The sequence below is a fragment of the Sanguibacter sp. 25GB23B1 genome, from assembly GCF_040012415.1.
In the GTDB taxonomy this organism is placed as follows: domain Bacteria; phylum Actinomycetota; class Actinomycetes; order Actinomycetales; family Cellulomonadaceae; genus Sanguibacter.
Genome location: NZ_JBDYKL010000005.1, coordinates 70,308 through 87,654 on the forward strand (window position 1 = coordinate 70,308; position 17,347 = coordinate 87,654).

Genomic DNA, 17,347 nt, shown 5'->3' on the forward strand with positions numbered 1-17,347 from the left:
CCTGCGTTCACGCTGGCACGCTACGTTCGCCGCCATGCGACCCCTGACAAGCCCTGCCGCCGGACGAACCCTGCAGGCGGTCGGTGTTGGCTACGTGCTGTGCTGGGTCGTCGGCCTGGTGCTCGGAGGGCCAGACCTCCTCCCGGACGCCGACGCGGCCCAGATCAGAGACGCGACAGCGGCCTCCCCGACCGTCACGATCTTCGCGGTGCTCGTGCACGGCGTCGCCGCCGTCCTCCTCGTCGCGCTGGGTGCCCGCCTCCCACCCTCGGGACGCCGCGCGGCGTCGCTTCTGCTGGCGAGCGCGGCCGCGGTGCTGTCTCTCGTGCAGCTCACCGGCGAGCTGGTGCTCGTCTCGGCCACGGAGTCCATCGACCCCGTCACCGTGTGGACGACCATCACCGTCGCCGACGGGACGAAGATGCTCGTGCTCGCCGCATGGATCGCAGTCGTCCACGGCTGGCGCCCCCGCGGCACGGCTGCGCCCGCGCTCGCGCCGCTCTTCGTCGCCCTCTCGGGCGCGACGGTCCTGGCGCTCGTCGTCTCCGGCGCCGGATATCTCACCCGGTCGCCCGGCCTCATGACCGCTGCGTACGTGTCCCTGCCCCTCCTCCTCGTGTGGGTGCTCGCGGCCACGCAGATCCGCTCGCGCCCGGATGTCGAGATCTCGCAGGCTGTTCCGTCCTCGGTATGAGCGTGGCCACAATGGCCCGTACCTGACGAAGGAGAGCATCATGGCGAAGTACCTGCTCCTCAAGCACTACCGCGGCGCGCCGGCAGCGGTGAACGACGTCCCGATGGACCGCTGGACACCCGACGAGGTGTCGGCGCACATCCAGTACATGAACGACTTCGCTGCCCGGCTCGAGGGCACGGGCGAGTTCGTCGACGGTCAGGCCCTCTCCCCGGAGGGCACGTTCGTCCGGTACGACGGCGAAGGGCGCCCGCCGGTCACCGACGGTCCGTTCGCGGAGACGAAGGACCTCATCGCGGGCTGGATGATCATCGACACGGAGACCTACGAGCGGGCGCTCCAGCTGGCCGGCGAGCTGTCGGCGGCGCCGGGCGCGGGCGGGAAGCCGATCCACGAGTGGCTCGAGATCCGCCCGTTCCTCACGATGCCGCCGACTGTCACGGAGTGACACGGTGAACGAGGCGCTGCTCCGCACCCTCGCACCCACGGTGATCGGCGTCCTCGTCCGTCGCGGAGCACCCTTCGCGGCGGCCGAGGACGCCCTCCAGGACGCCCTGGTCGAGGCGGTGCGCTCGTGGGAGGACGACCCGCCCCGGGACCCGAAGGGCTGGCTGGTCACCGTGGCCTGGCGCAAGTTCCTCGACGCCACGCGGGCCGACGCGTCCCGGCGGCGGCGCGAGCTGGTCGTCGAGGACGAGCCCGCACCCGGGCCGGCCAGCGGGGTGGACGACACGCTGCAGCTCTACTTCCTCTGCGCGCACCCGTCCCTGACACCGGCGTCCGCCGTCGCGCTCACGCTGCGCGCGGTGGGCGGGCTGACCACCCGACAGATCGCGCAGGCGTACCTCGTCCCGGAGCCGACGATGGCGCAGCGGATCAGCCGCGCCAAGCGGACCGTCGCAGGCGTCGCGTTCGACCAGCCCGGCAACGTCGCCACCGTGCTGCGGGTCCTCTACCTCGTCTTCAACGAGGGCTACACCGGCGAGGTCGACCTCTCCGCCGAGGCGATCCGGCTCACGCGCCAGCTCTCCGCGTCCATCGACGACGAGGAGGTGCGCGGCCTGCTCGCGCTCATGCTCCTCCACCACGCCCGGAGACCGGCACGGACCCGCGACGACGGAAGCCTCGTACCGCTCGCGGAGCAGGACCGCAGCCTGTGGGACACCCGGATGATCGCCGAGGGCGTCGAGATCCTCCAGGCAGCACTCGCCCGCGACCGGCTCGGCGGGTTCCAGGCCCAGGCAGCCATCGCCGCGCTGCACGCCGACGCCCGCTCGATCGAGGAGACCGACTGGGTGCAGATCGTCGAGTGGTACGACGAGCTCCTGCGGCTCACCGACAGCCCGGTCGCACGGCTCAACCGGGCTGTGGCAGTAGGCGAGGCGGACGGGCCGCAGGCCGGTCTCGTGGCGCTGGCGGGTCTCGACCCTGCGCTCCCCCGGCTCACCGCTGCGGCCGCGTACCTGCACGAGCGCGCCGGCGACGTCGCGACGGCCGCGCGGCTCTTTGCCGAGGCGGCGCTGGCTGCGACGAACCTGCCAGAGCGCGAGCACCTCACGCGCCAGGCCGCACGGCTCAACGCGCGATGATGGACAGCGGCGCCCCGCCGTCGAGCGCAGCCCACGTGTCCCGGAATGCACCGCGCACGCGCGGACCCGGCCAGTCGGGCGGCAGGAGCTCGGGGGGCAGCAGGGGGTCGGGGCCCACGGCACGGTCGAGCGCGGCGTGGAGCGCGATCCGGGCGGCGAGCGAGATACTCGGCGGAGCATCGTGGGAGGTCTCGGCGCGGACCTCGGCCAGTCGGGCACGCCACACACCGATCCCCCGTTCGAGGCGTTCGTACCCCGCACGCACGGCGTCGAGCGGCCACAGGTCGTGGACCTGGACGGCGAGGGATCGGCCTCCGTGCACGACGGTCGCCGACGTCGCCGTCGTGAGGTCGGCGTGCACGTCCTTGCCGGCGAGCTCGGCGCCGAGAGCAACCGTGAGGTCGTGCGGGCTGACGTAGAGGCCCGGGGTGAGCGCGACAGCCCCGAGGTATGCCAGGGTGCTGCGCAAGGCGTCGCGGTCGGCGCGCCGGTGCTCAGGAACCGAGAACGCCAGCAGTCGCCACAGCCCGTCCCACGCCAAGGTCCCCTCGTCCTGCTGGACGGCGACGTGCCAGTACGCCAGATCGAGCGCCCCGCGGAGCCGGGCGTCCGCGGTGAGCCGGAGCGTGCCCGCCCGGCCGCGGCCGATCTGCTCGATCGCACCTGCCGCGACGAGCCGACGCACCGCGAGGCGCACCGGCTGGTCCTCGAGGCCGAGTGCGGCGGCGACGTCGTAGACCGTCGCGAGGACCGCGCGACCGTCGGGGTCGAAGCAGTGCTCGACGAGCGCCCGTGGGCTGACCGGCACCGTGACCGGCGGCCGGACGTGCGTCGTCATACGACCCCCTCCTCGTCCGTGAGCAGCCTCACCATGGCGGTGACCGCTGCGATCCCGTACAGCCTGCCGAGCGTACCGAGGTGCTCGGTGCGCTCGGCGCGATACCCGAGGCGCTCGTAGAGCGCGCGCGCCCGCGGGTTGGTGTCGACGACGCTCAGCCGGACCGCCCGGGCCCCCGCCTCGCGGGCGAGGACGGCCGCCTCGTCGAGCAGGAGCGTCCCGACACCCCGCCCACGGGCCGACGCGTCGACGCAGACGCCGTCGAGGAGGAGCTCGCCCGCGCGGGGCGATCGGTCCAGCGGTGCGAGCAGCAGGAGCCGCAACCAGGCACTCCATGGCGAGTAGTGGGCGGCGAGCACGCGGTGGGTGATGTCGAACCCGGATGTCCCACCGCTGTGGAAACCGAGCACCCCAACCACCTGGTCACCGATGACTGCGCAGAGGAAGCGGTCAGCCTCGAGCTGGTCGGCGAGGAGGGGAACGCCGCGCGCGGCGTCGCCCAGGGCGGGACTCAGCTTCCCGGCGAACGCCTCCCAGTAGAGCTCGGCCGCACGCGTCCGCTGACCGGTTGGGACGCCACGGACGATCCGAAGAGTGTTCATCGCCAGAAACTATCAGTTACGGTACGACCGTGAACACAATGAACGAAACGGAGCGGGGTGACCGACCCTCGCGGCACCGGCGCAAGGTTGCCGGCGGGCTCGTCGGTGTGATGAGCGCGCTCCTCTGTCTCTGCGCCGTCGCGGCTTTCGGCAACACCTTCGCGCTGCGCCTCGAGGACGTGTCGATCCCGCACGACGGCGGCCATCTCGTCGGCGTGCTCGCCTGGCCGGAGTCGGTCGACGGCCCCGTGGGGGTCGTCGTGTTCGTCCACGGCGACGGCGCGGTCGACGCGACGAGCGACGGCTTCTACCAGCCGATCTGGGAGTCGCTCGCAGAGGCTGGGTATGCGTCGCTGTCGTGGAGCAAGCCCGGTGTCGGGGGCTCGTCCGGCGACTGGCTCGACCAGTCGCTCGCCGACCGCGCGACGGAGGTCGAGGCCGCCATGGACTGGGTCGCGGCGCAGCCCGGCATCGACGCCGACCGGATCGGGCTCTGGGGTGCCAGCCAGGCCGGCTGGGTGGTGCCTGCTGTCGCCGCCGAGCGGGACGTCGCCTTTGCGATCCTCGTCTCCCCCGCGATCAGCTGGATCCGGCAGGGACGCTACAACCTGCTTGCAGAGCTCGAGGAGGAGCGTGCGACCGCCGACGAGCGTGCGCGCGCCCTCGCGGTGAGCGACGATACCCGGCGCCTGCTCGACGAGGGCGCCGACCACGCCCGGTATCGCGCCGAGACGCTCGACCTCGATCCCATGGACGAGGCCCGGTGGCGCTTCGTGAGCCGGAGCTACCTCGCCGACGCGACGAGCGACCTCTCCGCCATGGGTACCGCGCAGGTCCCGACGCTCCTGCTGCTCGCCGAGGACGACCTCAACGTCGACGTCGACGAGACCGAGGCGGTCTACCGCGACCTGCTCGGAACGTCCCTCGAGGTCCGCCGGTTCCCCGACGCCAGGCACACCCTCGCCCGGACGGCGGTCGAGGACCACACCGTGTGGGGCACAGTCGTTGCGGTGCTCGCCCCGCGCGAGGTCTTCGCGCCGGGATACCTCGACGCCCAGCGCGACTTCCTCCGGTGACCGGCAGGCCGGTCTAGCACGCCGCGGGTGATCGACCGTGGCTGCACCAGGTCGAGGCCGCCGACTCCGCCTGGGGCGAGACGCACACGATCCTCGCCGCCTCGACCGGTTCCAGGAAGTCCCTCACGTTCTGGCTGCGCGGGTCTACTCCGAGGCTTCGCTGGCGGCGACGAACCTCCCAGAACGGGAGCACCTCTTGCGGCAGGCTGCGCGACTCAACGCGACATTGCGCGGCTGACACGCCGTCCCGCTGGCCGAGGCACCGGGATCGACGAGCTCGGACATCAGCGCCTCATCGCATACTCGGACGACTTCTGTCGCAGGTAGTCCGTCCAGCGCTCTTCGAGAGCCATCACCCCGGTTGGAGCACCTGGCGTGGCCGGCATGTACCGGACCAGCGTCTCGATCTCCGTCGGATAGCCGAAGTCGGCGTAGAGCATCTCGATCAGCTGCAGCGGATCTGCGTGCTCTCTCCGGTGATCGTGCAGCCATGCCAGTGCGAGGTAGAGCCAGACACGTTCCGGCTCGGAGCCTGGCTCGGTCTCGATCTCGTCGACCAGCCGCTGAACTCGCCAGAGCTCAGCCCTGAAGACGCACGCGAGCTCCTGGAGAGGCGCCGACGGAGCACCCGCCGCGAGAAGATCCGTAGCGATGTCGACTACCGATGCGTCGTCTATCCACCCGTGGGCGTAGCCATAGGCGAGCTCTCCCGGTTCGAGACGCACTCGGGGGATCACGAACACCGCGGGCAGATCGAACGAGACCCGGTCGTCGCTGTTCATGATCCACTCCGTGTCCCGAGCCGCGCGCGAGCCCATTCTGCTCGAAGGTGCCGACCCCTCACAGCGCTACGGCGACCGGGTCGACGGCGGCGGCGTCCCAGATGACCCCGTCACCGTCGAGCAACCAGAGAGGACCGCGGGTTCTCGATGCCATGACCTGCGCGAGCCGAACAACCATGTCGGGCCATCGGCACGAGAACAGGCATGCGGTGACCTCCTGCATATCCGGGACCTTCACGCCTGGGCCCTCCGTGAAGGGACCTTCTCGGTATTCCCACTCTGCTTCCCCCGGAACGCACTCGTCCAGAGTGAAGAGTCGGCCTTCGGCATCGGTGAGCTGAGCCACGCGGAATGCGGGATCGCTGTCACCCTCGAGCTGGGTGATCGTCGTGGCCAGCTGCTGAAAGAGATCCGTATCGAGCCCGATGAAGAAGCCGCCTCTCATCCGAGCTCCTCTACCTGGGCAATCTGTCGGGGTCCGCGGGATCGCGAGAGGCTGCAGCCCTGCACTGGCCAGATCCCCCCCTGGACACCGGTACAGCACCCTTGTCCGTGGGATCGACACCGAGGACGGACGACTTGAGCCCCGGAGCGATCACCTGTCCCGGCGACCGCTCCGTCCTCCGCACCCGCGGGTGGGAGAATCGTCCCCGTGGCCCGCGTCGACGAACTCCTGACGGTCCTGCTCGCCGGGGGTCGGCGCGAGGGCCGCCTCACGCACGTCGAGAACCTGCCCGCCCGCACCGGGACGCAGGGCGACTGGCCTGCCTGGGCGGACCCGTCGCTCGTCGCCGGGTACCGGAGCATGGGTGTCGAGCGGCCGTGGCTGCACCAGGTCGAGGCCGCCGACTCCGCGTGGGGCGGGACGCACACGATCCTCGCGACCTCCACCGGCTCCGGGAAGTCGCTCGCCTTCTGGCTCCCTGCCCTCTCCGCAGTGCGCGGCGACCGTGCCAACGAGACGTTCAACCCCGGGCGCATCGAGTCCGCGCGCGACCGCGGGAGCGTCCTCTACCTCAGCCCCACCAAAGCACTGGCCGCCGACCAGCTGAGCTCGGTCATGACCCTGCTCCGGGCCTCGAACGTGCGCGATGTCGAGGTCGACACCTGCGACGGGGACACGCCCTTCGAGGCGCGCCGCTGGATCCAGGACCACGCCGACGTGATCCTCACCAACCCCGACTACCTCCACTTCTCGCTCCTGCCGAACCACGCCCGCTGGGCGCGCTTCCTGCGGTCGCTGCGCTACGTCGTCGTGGACGAGGGGCACGCCTTCCGCGGCGTCTTCGGTGCGCACGTGTCCCTCGTGCTGCGACGGCTCCAACGGCTTGCGGCCCACTACGCCCCTGACACGCGCGCCCCGGACGGCCGCGGCGGCCCGACCTTCGTCGTCGCGTCGGCCACCACCGCCGACCCCGCAGTCAGCGCCGGTCGGCTCATCGGCGTCGACCCGTCGAAGGTGCGGGCCGTCACCGCGGACGCGAGCCCCGCCGGTCGGAAGACCTTCGCCCTGTGGGAGCCGCCCGAGATCCCGCCGATGCGGGGCGAGATGACCACCCGGCGGCGACTCGCCGGCGACGAGGCCGCGAGCGCCTTCGGGGTCGACGACCACGGCGACGACGGCCTCGGTCTCGTCGACGACGCCGACCCGGTCGACGCCTCGGGCGACCCGCGGCCGCGCCGCTCGGCGACGGCCGAGGCGGCCGACCTCCTCGCGGACCTCACGGCGCACGGCGCCCGGACGCTCGCCTTCACACGCTCTCGCCGGGGTGCAGAGTCCGTCGCGACGACGACGCAGGACAACCTGCGGCCCGTCGACCCGTCGCTGCCCGGGCGGGTGGCCGCGTACCGCGGAGGGTATCTGCCGGAGGAGCGGCGCGCCCTGGAGGCGGCGGTGCGCAGCGGGGAGATCCGGGCGCTGGCGACGACGAACGCGCTCGAGCTGGGCGTCGACATCTCCGGCCTGGACGCGGTGCTCATCATCGGGTGGCCGGGGACGCGCGTGTCGTTGTGGCAGCAGGCTGGTCGGGCGGGCCGTGCCGGGGCGGACGGGCTCGTCGCGTTCATCGCCCGCGAGGACCCGCTGGACACGTACCTCGTGCACAACCCCGACGCGATCTTCCGGACTCCCATCGAGGCCACGGTCTTCGACCCGACCAACCCGTACGTCCTCGCGGGGCACCTCTGCGCGGCGGCCTCCGAGCTGCCGGTGCGCGAGTCCGACCTCCCGCTCTTCGGCGGCGCCGGTGCCCGGACGCTGCTCGACCAGCTCACCGAGCGCGGGACGCTCCGCCACCGGTCGTCCGGCTGGTACTGGACGCACCACCAGAGCGCGGCCGGGTTCACGAACATCCGCGGCGAGGGTGGCACCCCGGTGTCGGTCGTCGAGTCCGCGACCGGCCGGCTGCTCGGCACGGTCGACGCAGCGGCTGCGGACGGGTCCGTCCACGACGGCGCGATCTACGTCCACCAGGGCCAGACCTTCGTCGTCGAGGAGTACAACCTGCGGGACTCCGTCGCGCTCGTCACGCGCGAGGACGTCAGCTACACCACGTGGTCCCGCTGGGTGACGTCGATCGCGGTCGTCGAGGAAGCTGAGCACGTCGAGTGGGGCGAGCAGACACAAGCGTCGGGGGCGACGGTGGAGGCGCCTGCGTCCGACGGACGCCCGCCCGTCGAGTGGGGCTTCGGCTCCGTCGAGGTGTCCACCCAGGTGGTGACGTTCCAGCGCCGACGCGTCCCCGGGCAGGAGATCCTCAGCACCGATCCGCTCGACCTCCCCGTCCGCACGCTGCAGACCGCCGCGGTGTGGTGGACCGTGTCCGCCGATCTCCTCGAGGCCGCCGGGGTCGACACCGACGAGGCACCGGGCGCCCTGCACGCGGCCGAGCACGCGTCCATCGGTCTTCTCCCGCTGCTCGCGACGTGCGACCGGTGGGACCTCGGCGGCGTCTCGACCGCCGTCCACGTGGACACCGAGCGTGCGACCGTCTTCGTCTACGACGCGTTCCCCGGCGGCGCCGGCTTCGCCGAGCGCGGCTACCGCCTCGCAGAGCAGTGGCTGCGCGCCACGCGGGAAGCCATCGTCGGGTGCGGGTGCTCCGACGGGTGCCCCGGGTGCGTGCAGTCGCCCAAGTGCGGCAACGGCAACAACCCGCTCGACAAGGCAGCCGCGGTCCGTCTGCTCGACGCGGTCCTCGCGCACGCACCGTCGCAGGCACCGTCGCGCGCGCCGGCCCCGCGACCGGAGTCGCTCTGAGTCAACCGGTCCGGACGCCCGGATCGTCAGGAGCCGAGCGCGGAACCCCGTCCGGGGCGAGCCTGCTGCTCCGCGTCCGTACGACGAGCGCCCACACCACCACGGCGAGGGCCGCACCGAGGACCGGATACGTCGCCGAGCGTCGAGCCAGCGCGTAGAGCGTCACGCCTCCGGGCTCCGCCGCGAGGCGGGCGACCGCGCCGAGCAGGCCGAGGCCCGCACCGACGAGGACCGCGACGACCGCGGAGCGCAGGTGCTGCGGGGCCGGGACCGGCACCGCACGCCGCCACCACCAGATCGCAACGCCGAGCAGCGCGAGCACCCCGAGCGCGGAGCTGCCGTGCTGCAGGTAGACGTAGAGCGGCCGCCCGGCCAGCGGTTCGCGCAGGACGTCCCACGCCTGGACGGCGTGACCGCGCAGGTGCGTGACGTCGTCCCACGCGAGGTGGGAGAGGATCCCGAGCACGGCAGCCGCCACCACCGTCGTGGTCCCCGTGAGCCCGGCGGACCGGCGGCGACCCGGGTCGGCTCGCCGGGCATCGAGCGCCGGACCCGGAGCAGCCGCTGGGCTCCGACGTGGGAGAGCCCCGAGGACCGCCGGCCCGACGCCCCCGATCCACAGCGCCGCGAGCGCCAGCGCGAGCACCACGTCGAGGGTGAGCGCTGCGAGGAGACCGTGCGTGACGTGGCCCAGCTCGTCGGCACCGGGCCACAGGACGTCGAGGAAGATCGGGGCGTCGGGCACCATCGTCCCGGCCACCAGGGCAGGGAGCGCCCAACGGCGCACAGGCCCGGGCAACGACGGGAGCGTGCCCGCACGCGCGAACGGCAGTGCGACGAGCACGTGGACCGGGGTGTAGGGCACGGCGCCATCCTGCCAGCCACCTGCTGGTCCGACGCACTTTCGTGACGATCTGCGCACGTCAAGCCCTCATGCGGGCACCTCGCGGACCGATGGGAGAGCGAGGCCGATGATGAGACACCACCCCGAGACACCCCACGCGGCACCCCGCGAAGAGCCTGAGACGTCCGGCGCGACGACCGCTCTGCTGCTGCGCTATGCCCGCGCCCAGGCCGGGCCCGGCGGTGTCGACGAGATCCTCGCGGAGTCGGGGACACCGCACACGGTCGACGAGCTCGAGGACCCGCAGCGCCGGTTCAGCTTCGCGACCCGGACCACCCTGCTCGAGGCGATGGTCTCCGTCCTCGGCGACCCTGCGGCTGCGCTGCGCGCGGGTGAGTCGACCATGCTCCACGGGGTGGAGCACTCACGGCTCCTCATGATGCGGGCCTTCACGAGCCCGCGCCCCGTGTACCGGCTCATGCCGCACGCCGTCCACGACCTGTCGACCGTCACGTCGATCGACGTCGTGCGGACGACCCCGACGTCGGCCACGCTCCGGGTCCGGATCACGGACGGCCACGCACCGCACCGGCTCGACTGCGATCTCACGCGCGGCTTCTTCGCCTCCGTCCCCGCGATCTTCGGGCTCCCGCTCGCTACCATCACGCACGACGAGTGCCAGTGTGACGGCTTCGAGGCCTGCACCTACGAGATCACGTGGGAGAAGCGGCGTCGGCGCTGGCGTCGGGAACGCTCGTCCCTCGCGGCGAACCTCGAGCTGTCCGCGCTGCGCGGGCAGCTCCGGGACCTCCAGCTCGCGGCCTCCGACCTCGTCGCGAGCGACGACGTCGCGACGGTGCTCGACCGCATCGTCGAACGGGCGTCGTCCGTGGTCTCCGCCACGGCGTTCGTCCTCGTCGTCGACGACACCGACGCGGACTGCGCACCGAGCATCCGGACGAAGGGCACGGCCGGCCCGGCGCTCGACGAGCTGACAGCCGCGGTGCGCCGGGGCGCCCCGCTCGGGAGCAGCTCTGCGGCGGTCGAGATCGTCTCCGCCCGCGGGCACCGAGGGCGCCTCGCCGCGTCGCGCCCGGCCGAGGTCACCATGAGCGACGACGAGCGAGCACTCCTCGAGGCGTACGCCCGGCACGCGGCAGCGGCACTCGACCTCGTCAGCGCGCTCGAGTCCAGCCGGCGCGAGACCACACGCGCCAACGCCCTGCTCACGCTCGCCCAGGACCTCACCGCCGCCCGCGACGCCGACGCGGTCGCGGGGGTCGCCGCCGTCGCGCTGCCCCGGATCACCGGTGCGCGGTCGTCGTCGCTGCTCCTGTGGAACCCCGCCGCAGGCGTCATGCGCGCCGCGGCCGCGAGCGGCCACACCCCCGACGAGCGTGCGGCGCTGCTCGCGCGCGAGATCCGGGCGGACGTGACCCCCGAGCTCGTCGAGCTGCTCACGAGGCGTCGACCCATGCACATCGAGTCGGACCACGCGAGCCCCGAGCTCGCCGACCTCATCGGTGCCATCGGTGCGCAAGCCGTGACGACCGTCCCCCTCGTGGCGGGCGACGAGCTCATGGGCGTCGTGACCGTCGGCTGGCCGCGCGCCCTGAGCCAGCGGCGACGCGACGTCGCGCTCGAACGGGTGGCGGGCGTCGCCGACCAGGTAGCGACAGCACTCCAGAACGCACGGCTGATCGCGACGGTCGAGCACCAGTCCTTCCACGACGCCCTCACCGGGCTGCCGAACCGCGCCCTCTTCAACCGCCTCCTCGACGGTGAGCTGAGCAGCACGACCAACGAACGGGGAACCGCGGTCCTGTTCTGCGACCTCGACCGCTTCAAGCTGGTGAACGAGCGCTGGGGTCACGCGGCCGGCGACGAGGTGCTCCGGCAGGTCTCCCACCTCCTGCGCGCCGAGATCGGTGAGGGCGACACCCTCGCTCGGCTCGGTGGCGACGAGTTCGGGATCATCCTGCGGGCGACCGACGACGTCCACCGCGCCATCGCGGTCGCGAACAGGCTCGTCGCCCGGCTCGACCGGCCCCTGCGGATCGACGGTCGTGAGCTCCGCATCACGTCGAGCATCGGCATCTCCCTCCACGCGGGTCCCGACGGCCGAGCCGACCGTGTGCTCGGTGCCGCGGACAGCGCCATGTACGTCGCGAAGCAGCGCGGACGCGACCAGGTCGCTGTCGCCGGCGAGAGCGAACCGCTCCTGCCGGTGCCGTCCCTCGAGGGCGAGCTGCGCCGCGCGATCGCCGGGCACCAGCTCCGGCTGCACTTCCAGCCCGTCGTCGACGTCGCCGTCGCCGGGCGCAACATCGTCCTCGGCGCCGAGGCGCTCCTGCGGTGGGAGCACCCTCGCCTCGGGCTCCTCGCCCCCGGCTCCTTCCTGCCCCTCGCCGAGGAGTGCGGGCTCATCACCGACCTGGACCTCTGGGCGCTCGACGCCGCGTGCGTCGCCCTCGCCGGGTGGGTGCCGCTCGGCGAGGCGAGCGACCGCGGCCCGCTGCGCGTCGCGGTCAACCTCTCCGCGGACACCCTCGTCAACCCACGCCTCGTCCCCGCCGTCCGTGCCGCGCTCACCCGCAACGGGCTCACCCCCGAGCAGCTGCACCTCGAGCTCGTCGAGAGCCGGTCCCTCACCGACGTCATGGGAGTCGTCGAGCGGCTCGCCGAGCTCCGGCAGATGGGCGTCCGGATCTCGCTCGACGACTTCGGCACCGGCTTCTCCACCCTCGCGTGGTTGCAGGCGCTGCCCGTCGACCAGATCAAGATCGACCGCTCGTTCGTCATGGCCCTCGAGAAGGGCGGCTCCGTCGCGCTCGTGCGCGGCGTGCTCGCCCTCGCCCAGGAGCTCAAGATCGAGGTCATCGCCGAAGGCGTCGAGGAGCCCCACCAGCTCGAGATGCTCCGCGACGCCGGCTGCCTCGTGGTCCAGGGATACCTGCTCGGCCGCCCGCTGCCCGCGTTCGTCGGCACGGTCGACCCTGCGGTCGGGACGTAGCGCCCACCGGTCGGCGGGTGCCGGCCGTCGCGCCGGTCGTCGCTACCGCGCGAACGTATGCTGACTCATGCCCTACTTCGCTTCGATCGACGGAACGCGTCTGTACTACGACGTGATCGGCGACGAGGCTCTCCCACCCCTCGTCGTGCTCGCCGGCGGTCCTGCTCGTCATCCCGAGTACCTCGGTGACCTCGGCGGGCTCTCGGACGTCCGGTCGCTCGTGGTGCTCCACCAGCGCGGCGTGGGCCGCTCCGAACCGTCGCCCGAGGTGGAGACCGCCCGCTGGCCCGAGCTCGCCGAGGACGTCGAGGCGCTCCGCGAGACGCTCGGGCTCGAGCAGGTCGCCATCCTCGGACACTCCGCCGGGACCCGCGTCGCTCTCTCCTTCGCTGCACGCTACCCCGACCGCACCGAGCGCCTGTGCCTCGTCACACCACCGGCGACCTGGCTCCTGCCCGTGCCCGACGACTCCGCCGACATCATCGACGCCCACCGCGACGAGCCCTGGTTCGAGGAGTTCGACCAGGCACGCAGCCTCGCGACCGCAGCCCGCGGAGCACGCGAGCTCATCGAGCTCTTCCCGGCGCTCGCTCCGATCGGCTGGGGGCGCTGGGACGAGACCGCCCAGGCCCACGAGCGGCTCGGCGTGTGGCACGCAGAGGCGCTGGACCGCTTCTACGCGGAGGTCGACGCCGTCGACCTCCGCGCCCGCCTCGCCGCGGTGGCCGGCGACGTCCTCGTCGTCGCGGGTGAGCGCGACGGCCTCACCGGCCTCGCGCCCGTCGTCGCGATGGCCGACGTGTTCTCGTCCGGCCGCGCAGCCGTCATCGCCGGCTGCGGTCACTACCCGTGGATCGAGGCACCCGACGAGTTCTCCCGCGTCGTCCGCGAGCACCTCGGAGGCGATGCACGATGACGAGCTCGCGAACCTCCCCAGGAGCGACCACCGTGCACGATCCTTCCCCGTCGACCGGCGCGGGCGTCGGCGCGCCCCTCGACCCAGAGATGTTCGCCTTCGCGCACCGCATGCGCGAGGACCTCACCCGGCTGCAGATGGAGCACCAGTTCGCCGTCGACGAGGTGCTCACCAAGGTGTCGATCCTGCGCCAGGAGTACCTGCACCTGCACCGGTACAACCCGATCGAGCACGTCACCTCCCGGGTCAAGTCGCCTGCCAGCATCCTCGACAAGGCGGCGCGCCGAGGCCTCGAGCTCGACCCGGACACCATCCGGGCCGGGATCACGGACATCGCCGGTGTCCGGATCACGTGCAGCTTCATCGCCGACACGTACCGCGTCCTCGACGCACTCACCTCGCAGTCGGACGTGCGGGTGCTGAAGATCAAGGACTACATCGCGCAGCCCAAGGCGAACGGCTACAAGAGCCTGCACGCCCTCGTCGAGATCCCGGTGTTCCTCAGCACGGGACCCGTCCCGGTCACGGTCGAGGTCCAGGTGCGCACGATCGCCATGGACTTCTGGGCCAGCCTCGAGCACAAGATCTACTACAAGTACGACGGCGAGGTCCCTGGGCACCTCGCGACCAGCCTGAGCGAGGCGGCCGGCGTGGCGGAACAGCTCGACCGCCGGATGGAGGAGCTCCACACCGAGGTCCGCGGCCCGGACCACGCGCACGGCGCGGGCGGCGGGGTCGACGACATGGACGAGCGCGTGCTGCTGCAGCTGTGGGAGCGGGCGCGCGCCGGCTCCCGCTCCCGCAGCGCTGCGTCAGTGGTGGCGGCCGGCCTTCCAGTACCCGCAGAAGGAGATGTGGTGCTTGGGCACACCGGCCGCGACCCACAGGCGGCGGAGCGCGACGGGTAGCGCGGACTCCCCCGCGACCCACGCGTAGGTGTGCTCGCCGCTCACGCCGAGCGCCACCGCTGCCGCGAGCGCGGCCGGGCCGGGCGTGGCGGCCGGGTCGTCGCGCGTGACCCAGGTGACGGTGACGCCGTCGGGTGCCTCGACGACCTGGCGGTCTGCCGTCTCGGGGATCTCGATGACCGCGTGGCCGGTCGTCTCCCGTGGGAGCGACGCGAGGATGCCCGCGACCGCGGGGAGCGCGGTCTCGTCAGCGACGAGGACGACGTCGGTGAGGCCCGGCGGCGGGTTGAACGTCATGCCCTCGTCGAGGATGCCGACGACCGCACCGGGCTCGCACGTGCTCGCCCACGTCGAGGCGGGACCGGCCGTGCCGTCGGCCGTCGAGCCGTGGATGACGAAGTCGACGTCCAGCTCGGGCCCGTCGGCGCCCTCGGCGCGGTAGGCGCGCACGGTGTAGTTGCGCAGGATCGGTCGCACCGTCTTGGAGACGGTGAGGAACCTCGCGTAGGAGAGCGTGCTCAGGCGGTTCGGCACCCGCGAGAGCGAGTCGTCCGAGACGGGGATGAACAGGCGGAACCACTGGTCGAAGCCGAGCGGGACGAACTTCTCGATGTCGCCGCGTCCCAGGGTGACGCGGGCGACGTTCGGGGAGACGAGCTCCCGGTGCAGGACCTCGAGCGTGACGAGCTCGTTCGTCTGCGGCTTGGTGCGGGCGGTGTCCAGGGTGCTGCGAGCCATGCCGGCCAGCCTCTCGGAGTCGGGAGCTACTGAGGTGAGGATAGCCTTACTCAGGAAGGGCGGGAACAGGGTGTCCACCGTCGGCTTCGCACCCGGCGCCCCACCTCGCTCTTGACAGGCAACCATGTGGTTGCCTAACTTGAGGTGTGGACGACGTCTTCAGAGCCCTCGCAGACCCCGTCCGGCGGACCATCCTCGAAGAGCTCTCACGTCGCGACGACCAGACCCTCTTCGAGATCTGCGTCCTGCTCATGTCCGTCCACCAGATCACCATCTCGCGGCAGGGTGCATCGAAGCACCTCGCCGTCCTCGAGGCCGCCGGACTCGTCGAGATCGTTCCCGACGGCCGGTACCGCAGGCACCACCTGCGCACCACCCACCTCACCGACACCGTCACGCAATGGCTCGCTCCCTTCCTCCGAGAGGACCTCCCATGAAGATCACCGTCACCAGCGTCTTCGTCGACGACCAGCAGAAGGCGCTCGACTTCTACACCTCCGTGCTCGGCTTCGTCCTCAAGACCGACGTCCCCGCCGGCGCGTTCCGCTGGCTCACCGTCGTCCCCGCAGAGGACCCCACCGGCGTCGAGCTCCTGCTCGAACCCTCCGAGCACCCCGCGGTCGGCCCCTTCAAGGACGCGCTCGTCGCCGACGGCATCCCCGCCACCCAGTTCGCCGTCCCCGACGTCACGCTCGAGCACGAACGCCTCGTCGCGCTCGGCGTGACCTTCACGCAACCGCCGACAGCGATGGGCCCCTACACGACGGCCGTCTTCGACGACACGTGCGGCAACCTCATCCAGATCGCCGGGCCCACCCGCTGATCGACCCGGCCCGCTGACCGGACCGCCCCGCTGACCAGCGTCGGTGCCGCGCGGTAGCGTCCATGCCATGCCTGCCGCAGACGAGCTCATCGGACCCTCCGTCGTCGCCGAGCTCGTCGACGTGATCTCCCGCGCACAGCCCGGCGCACCGTTCGAGCACCTGCGGGCGTGCGGCACCACGCTCGCGCCTCTCGGCCTGCGGGACCGTGCGCACGCACTCAAGGACGCGCTGCTCGCCGACGTGCCCGGGGAGACCGCGGTCGAGGGCGCCGCGGCGCTCGAGACACTGGTCCGCCGGTGCCTGCTCCACGACCGGTTCACCGGCTGGATGGTCTGGCCCGTGGCCGAGGCCATCTCGGCCCGCGCGCTCGAGGACCGCGGGGAGAGCGGTCCCGCGACGGTCGACGCCGCGCTCGCCCTCCTCGCCGACGTGACCGGCCGCCTCACTGCCGAGTTCTCCATCCGGCCGCTCCTCGCCCACGACCTCGGGCGGGTGCTGACGGTGGTCGAGACATGGACCGCCCACCCCGACGAGCACGTGCGACGCCTCGCGAGCGAGGGCACGCGCCGCTACCTCCCGTGGGGCACGCGCGTGCCCGGCCTCATGACGGACGCAACCCTCACCGTCCCGATCCTCGACGCGCTCTACCGCGACGAGAGCGAGTACGTGCGGCGGTCGGTGGCCAACCACCTCAACGACCTCAGCCGGACCGACCCCTCCGTCGTCGTCGAGACCGCCGGCCGCTGGCTCGGCGCCCCGGACGCGCACACCGAACGGCTCGTCCGGCACGCGCTGCGGACGCTCGTGAAGAAGGGTGACCCGGGCGCGCTCGCGCTCCTCGGCTTCGGCCCCGTGCCCGGCGTCCGGGTGGACGGCCCGGCGCTCGCCGCGACGAGCGTGACCGTCGGCGGCGAGCTCGCCTTCACCGCCACCGTCCACAACACCGGGACGGCACCGGCCCGCGTCGTCGTCGACTACGTCGTCCACCACCGCAAGGCCAACGGGACGCAGACGCCCAAGGTCTTCAAGATCACGAGCACGACGATCCCTGCAGGCGCCAGCCTCGAGCTCGTGCGCCGCCACTCGTTCAAGGTCATCACCACCCGCCGGTACCACCCGGGCGAGCACGCGATCGAGCTCCAGGTCAACGGGGTGGCGAGCGGGCGGGCCGCCTTCGCGGTGCACGCGCCAACCCCCGAGGATCCCTCCTCCGCCTGAGAATGGCGCGCCCGAACCGCTCGCGAACGGGCCGGGAGGTGTCACG

At 72.3% G+C, this 17,347-nt stretch carries 17 protein-coding genes; 11 read left to right on the plus strand and 6 right to left on the minus strand.

Features of this window, described 5'->3' with window-relative positions:
• Positions 1–34 precede the first annotated feature (34 nt).
• Genes ABKW26_RS04940 through ABKW26_RS04950 form a run of 3 tightly spaced genes read left to right on the plus strand, consistent with a single transcriptional unit; the run spans position 35 to position 2,283 of the window.
• Positions 35–694 carry a hypothetical protein gene (locus ABKW26_RS04940; protein ID WP_348591390.1) on the plus strand — a complete coding sequence of 220 codons (660 nt, stop codon included), beginning with the start codon at positions 35–37 and terminating at the stop codon, positions 692–694.
• A 40-nt stretch (positions 695–734) separates the two neighbouring features.
• The gene (locus ABKW26_RS04945; RefSeq protein WP_348591391.1) at positions 735–1,142 is read left to right on the plus strand and encodes a YciI family protein; all 408 of its coding nucleotides are present in this window, start codon (positions 735–737) and stop codon (positions 1,140–1,142) included.
• Between the two features lie 4 nt (positions 1,143–1,146).
• The gene (locus ABKW26_RS04950) at positions 1,147–2,283 is read left to right on the plus strand and encodes a DUF6596 domain-containing protein (RefSeq protein ID WP_348591393.1); all 1,137 of its coding nucleotides are present in this window, start codon (positions 1,147–1,149) and stop codon (positions 2,281–2,283) included.
• On the opposite strand, the gene ABKW26_RS04955 is transcribed toward ABKW26_RS04950, so the two are convergent.
• Both ABKW26_RS04955 and ABKW26_RS04960 read right to left on the minus strand, forming a co-directional pair.
• Positions 2,270–3,121: a PaaX family transcriptional regulator C-terminal domain-containing protein gene (locus ABKW26_RS04955; RefSeq protein ID WP_348591395.1), complete on the minus strand. Its 852-nt coding sequence runs from the start codon at positions 3,119–3,121 to the stop codon at positions 2,270–2,272. The genes ABKW26_RS04950 and ABKW26_RS04955 overlap by 14 nt on opposite strands.
• Positions 3,118–3,723: a GNAT family N-acetyltransferase gene (locus ABKW26_RS04960; protein WP_348591397.1), complete on the minus strand. Its 606-nt coding sequence runs from the start codon at positions 3,721–3,723 to the stop codon at positions 3,118–3,120. Before ABKW26_RS04960 ends, ABKW26_RS04955 begins: the two co-directional genes overlap by 4 nt.
• A gap of 38 nt (positions 3,724–3,761) precedes the next feature.
• On the opposite strand from ABKW26_RS04960, the gene ABKW26_RS04965 reads away from it, so the two are divergent.
• Positions 3,762–4,799: an alpha/beta hydrolase gene (locus tag ABKW26_RS04965; protein ID WP_348591399.1), complete on the plus strand. Its 1,038-nt coding sequence runs from the start codon at positions 3,762–3,764 to the stop codon at positions 4,797–4,799.
• Positions 4,800–5,083: 284 nt separating this feature from the next.
• Here the strand turns inward: ABKW26_RS04965 and ABKW26_RS04970 are convergent, their stop codons facing one another.
• Together ABKW26_RS04970 and ABKW26_RS04975 are read right to left on the minus strand one after the other, a co-directional pair.
• Positions 5,084–5,581, minus strand: coding sequence for a DUF2247 family protein (locus tag ABKW26_RS04970; RefSeq protein WP_348591401.1), 498 nt, complete (start codon positions 5,579–5,581; stop codon positions 5,084–5,086).
• Positions 5,582–5,639: 58 nt separating this feature from the next.
• A complete protein-coding gene (locus tag ABKW26_RS04975; RefSeq protein WP_348591403.1) occupies positions 5,640–6,026 on the minus strand; it encodes a hypothetical protein in 387 nt (128 codons plus the stop codon).
• Positions 6,027–6,233: 207 nt separating this feature from the next.
• On the opposite strand from ABKW26_RS04975, the gene ABKW26_RS04980 reads away from it, so the two are divergent.
• Positions 6,234–8,840, plus strand: coding sequence for a DEAD/DEAH box helicase (locus ABKW26_RS04980; protein WP_348591405.1), 2,607 nt, complete (start codon positions 6,234–6,236; stop codon positions 8,838–8,840).
• A gap of 1 nt (position 8,841) precedes the next feature.
• Here ABKW26_RS04980 and ABKW26_RS04985 read toward each other — a convergent pair whose 3' ends face one another.
• Complete coding sequence (locus tag ABKW26_RS04985) at positions 8,842–9,705, minus strand: DUF4184 family protein (protein WP_348591407.1); 864 nt, start codon at positions 9,703–9,705, stop codon at positions 8,842–8,844.
• 106 nt (positions 9,706–9,811) lie between these two features.
• Here ABKW26_RS04985 and ABKW26_RS04990 point away from each other — a divergent pair, with 106 nt between their 5' ends.
• The 3 genes from ABKW26_RS04990 to ABKW26_RS05000 all read left to right on the plus strand — a co-directional run bounded on the left by ABKW26_RS04990 (position 9,812) and on the right by ABKW26_RS05000 (position 14,521).
• Positions 9,812–12,697 carry an EAL domain-containing protein gene (locus ABKW26_RS04990; RefSeq protein WP_348591409.1) on the plus strand — a complete coding sequence of 962 codons (2,886 nt, stop codon included), beginning with the start codon at positions 9,812–9,814 and terminating at the stop codon, positions 12,695–12,697.
• 67 nt (positions 12,698–12,764) lie between these two features.
• Positions 12,765–13,613, plus strand: coding sequence for an alpha/beta hydrolase (locus tag ABKW26_RS04995; RefSeq protein WP_348591411.1), 849 nt, complete (start codon positions 12,765–12,767; stop codon positions 13,611–13,613).
• A gap of 89 nt (positions 13,614–13,702) precedes the next feature.
• Complete coding sequence (locus ABKW26_RS05000) at positions 13,703–14,521, plus strand: GTP pyrophosphokinase family protein (protein WP_348591545.1); 819 nt, start codon at positions 13,703–13,705, stop codon at positions 14,519–14,521.
• Here ABKW26_RS05000 and ABKW26_RS05005 read toward each other — a convergent pair.
• Positions 14,426–15,259 (minus strand): siderophore-interacting protein, encoded by an 834-nt coding sequence (locus ABKW26_RS05005; protein ID WP_348591413.1) that lies wholly within the window; start codon positions 15,257–15,259, stop codon positions 14,426–14,428. The two genes, ABKW26_RS05000 and ABKW26_RS05005, sit on opposite strands and share 96 nt — an antisense overlap.
• Positions 15,260–15,405: 146 nt before the next feature.
• Here ABKW26_RS05005 and ABKW26_RS05010 point away from each other — a divergent pair, with 146 nt between their 5' ends.
• The 3 genes from ABKW26_RS05010 to ABKW26_RS05020 all read left to right on the plus strand — a co-directional run bounded on the left by ABKW26_RS05010 (position 15,406) and on the right by ABKW26_RS05020 (position 17,301).
• Positions 15,406–15,696 carry a metalloregulator ArsR/SmtB family transcription factor gene (locus ABKW26_RS05010; RefSeq protein WP_348591415.1) on the plus strand — a complete coding sequence of 97 codons (291 nt, stop codon included), beginning with the start codon at positions 15,406–15,408 and terminating at the stop codon, positions 15,694–15,696.
• Positions 15,693–16,082, plus strand: coding sequence for a VOC family protein (locus ABKW26_RS05015; protein WP_348591417.1), 390 nt, complete (start codon positions 15,693–15,695; stop codon positions 16,080–16,082). Before ABKW26_RS05010 ends, ABKW26_RS05015 begins: the two co-directional genes overlap by 4 nt.
• A 67-nt stretch (positions 16,083–16,149) precedes the next feature.
• Positions 16,150–17,301, plus strand: coding sequence for a DNA alkylation repair protein (locus ABKW26_RS05020; protein ID WP_348591419.1), 1,152 nt, complete (start codon positions 16,150–16,152; stop codon positions 17,299–17,301).
• Positions 17,302–17,347 lie beyond the last annotated feature (46 nt).

Coding starts and splice junctions, on each gene's coding strand:
- ABKW26_RS04955 (WP_348591395.1), bottom strand. CDS start 3,121: ATGACGACGCACGTCCGGCCGCCGGTCACGGTGCCGGTCAGCCCACGG.
- ABKW26_RS04965 (WP_348591399.1), top strand. CDS start 3,762: ATGAACGAAACGGAGCGGGGTGACCGACCCTCGCGGCACCGGCGCAAG.
- ABKW26_RS04945 (WP_348591391.1), top strand. CDS start 735: ATGGCGAAGTACCTGCTCCTCAAGCACTACCGCGGCGCGCCGGCAGCG.
- ABKW26_RS04940 (WP_348591390.1), top strand. CDS start 35: ATGCGACCCCTGACAAGCCCTGCCGCCGGACGAACCCTGCAGGCGGTC.
- ABKW26_RS05020 (WP_348591419.1), top strand. CDS start 16,150: ATGCCTGCCGCAGACGAGCTCATCGGACCCTCCGTCGTCGCCGAGCTC.
- ABKW26_RS05005 (WP_348591413.1), bottom strand. CDS start 15,259: ATGGCTCGCAGCACCCTGGACACCGCCCGCACCAAGCCGCAGACGAAC.
- ABKW26_RS04970 (WP_348591401.1), bottom strand. CDS start 5,581: ATGAACAGCGACGACCGGGTCTCGTTCGATCTGCCCGCGGTGTTCGTG.
- ABKW26_RS05000 (WP_348591545.1), top strand. CDS start 13,703: ATGTTCGCCTTCGCGCACCGCATGCGCGAGGACCTCACCCGGCTGCAG.
- ABKW26_RS04990 (WP_348591409.1), top strand. CDS start 9,812: ATGATGAGACACCACCCCGAGACACCCCACGCGGCACCCCGCGAAGAG.
- ABKW26_RS04995 (WP_348591411.1), top strand. CDS start 12,765: ATGCCCTACTTCGCTTCGATCGACGGAACGCGTCTGTACTACGACGTG.
- ABKW26_RS05015 (WP_348591417.1), top strand. CDS start 15,693: ATGAAGATCACCGTCACCAGCGTCTTCGTCGACGACCAGCAGAAGGCG.
- ABKW26_RS04960 (WP_348591397.1), bottom strand. CDS start 3,723: ATGAACACTCTTCGGATCGTCCGTGGCGTCCCAACCGGTCAGCGGACG.
- ABKW26_RS04975 (WP_348591403.1), bottom strand. CDS start 6,026: ATGAGAGGCGGCTTCTTCATCGGGCTCGATACGGATCTCTTTCAGCAG.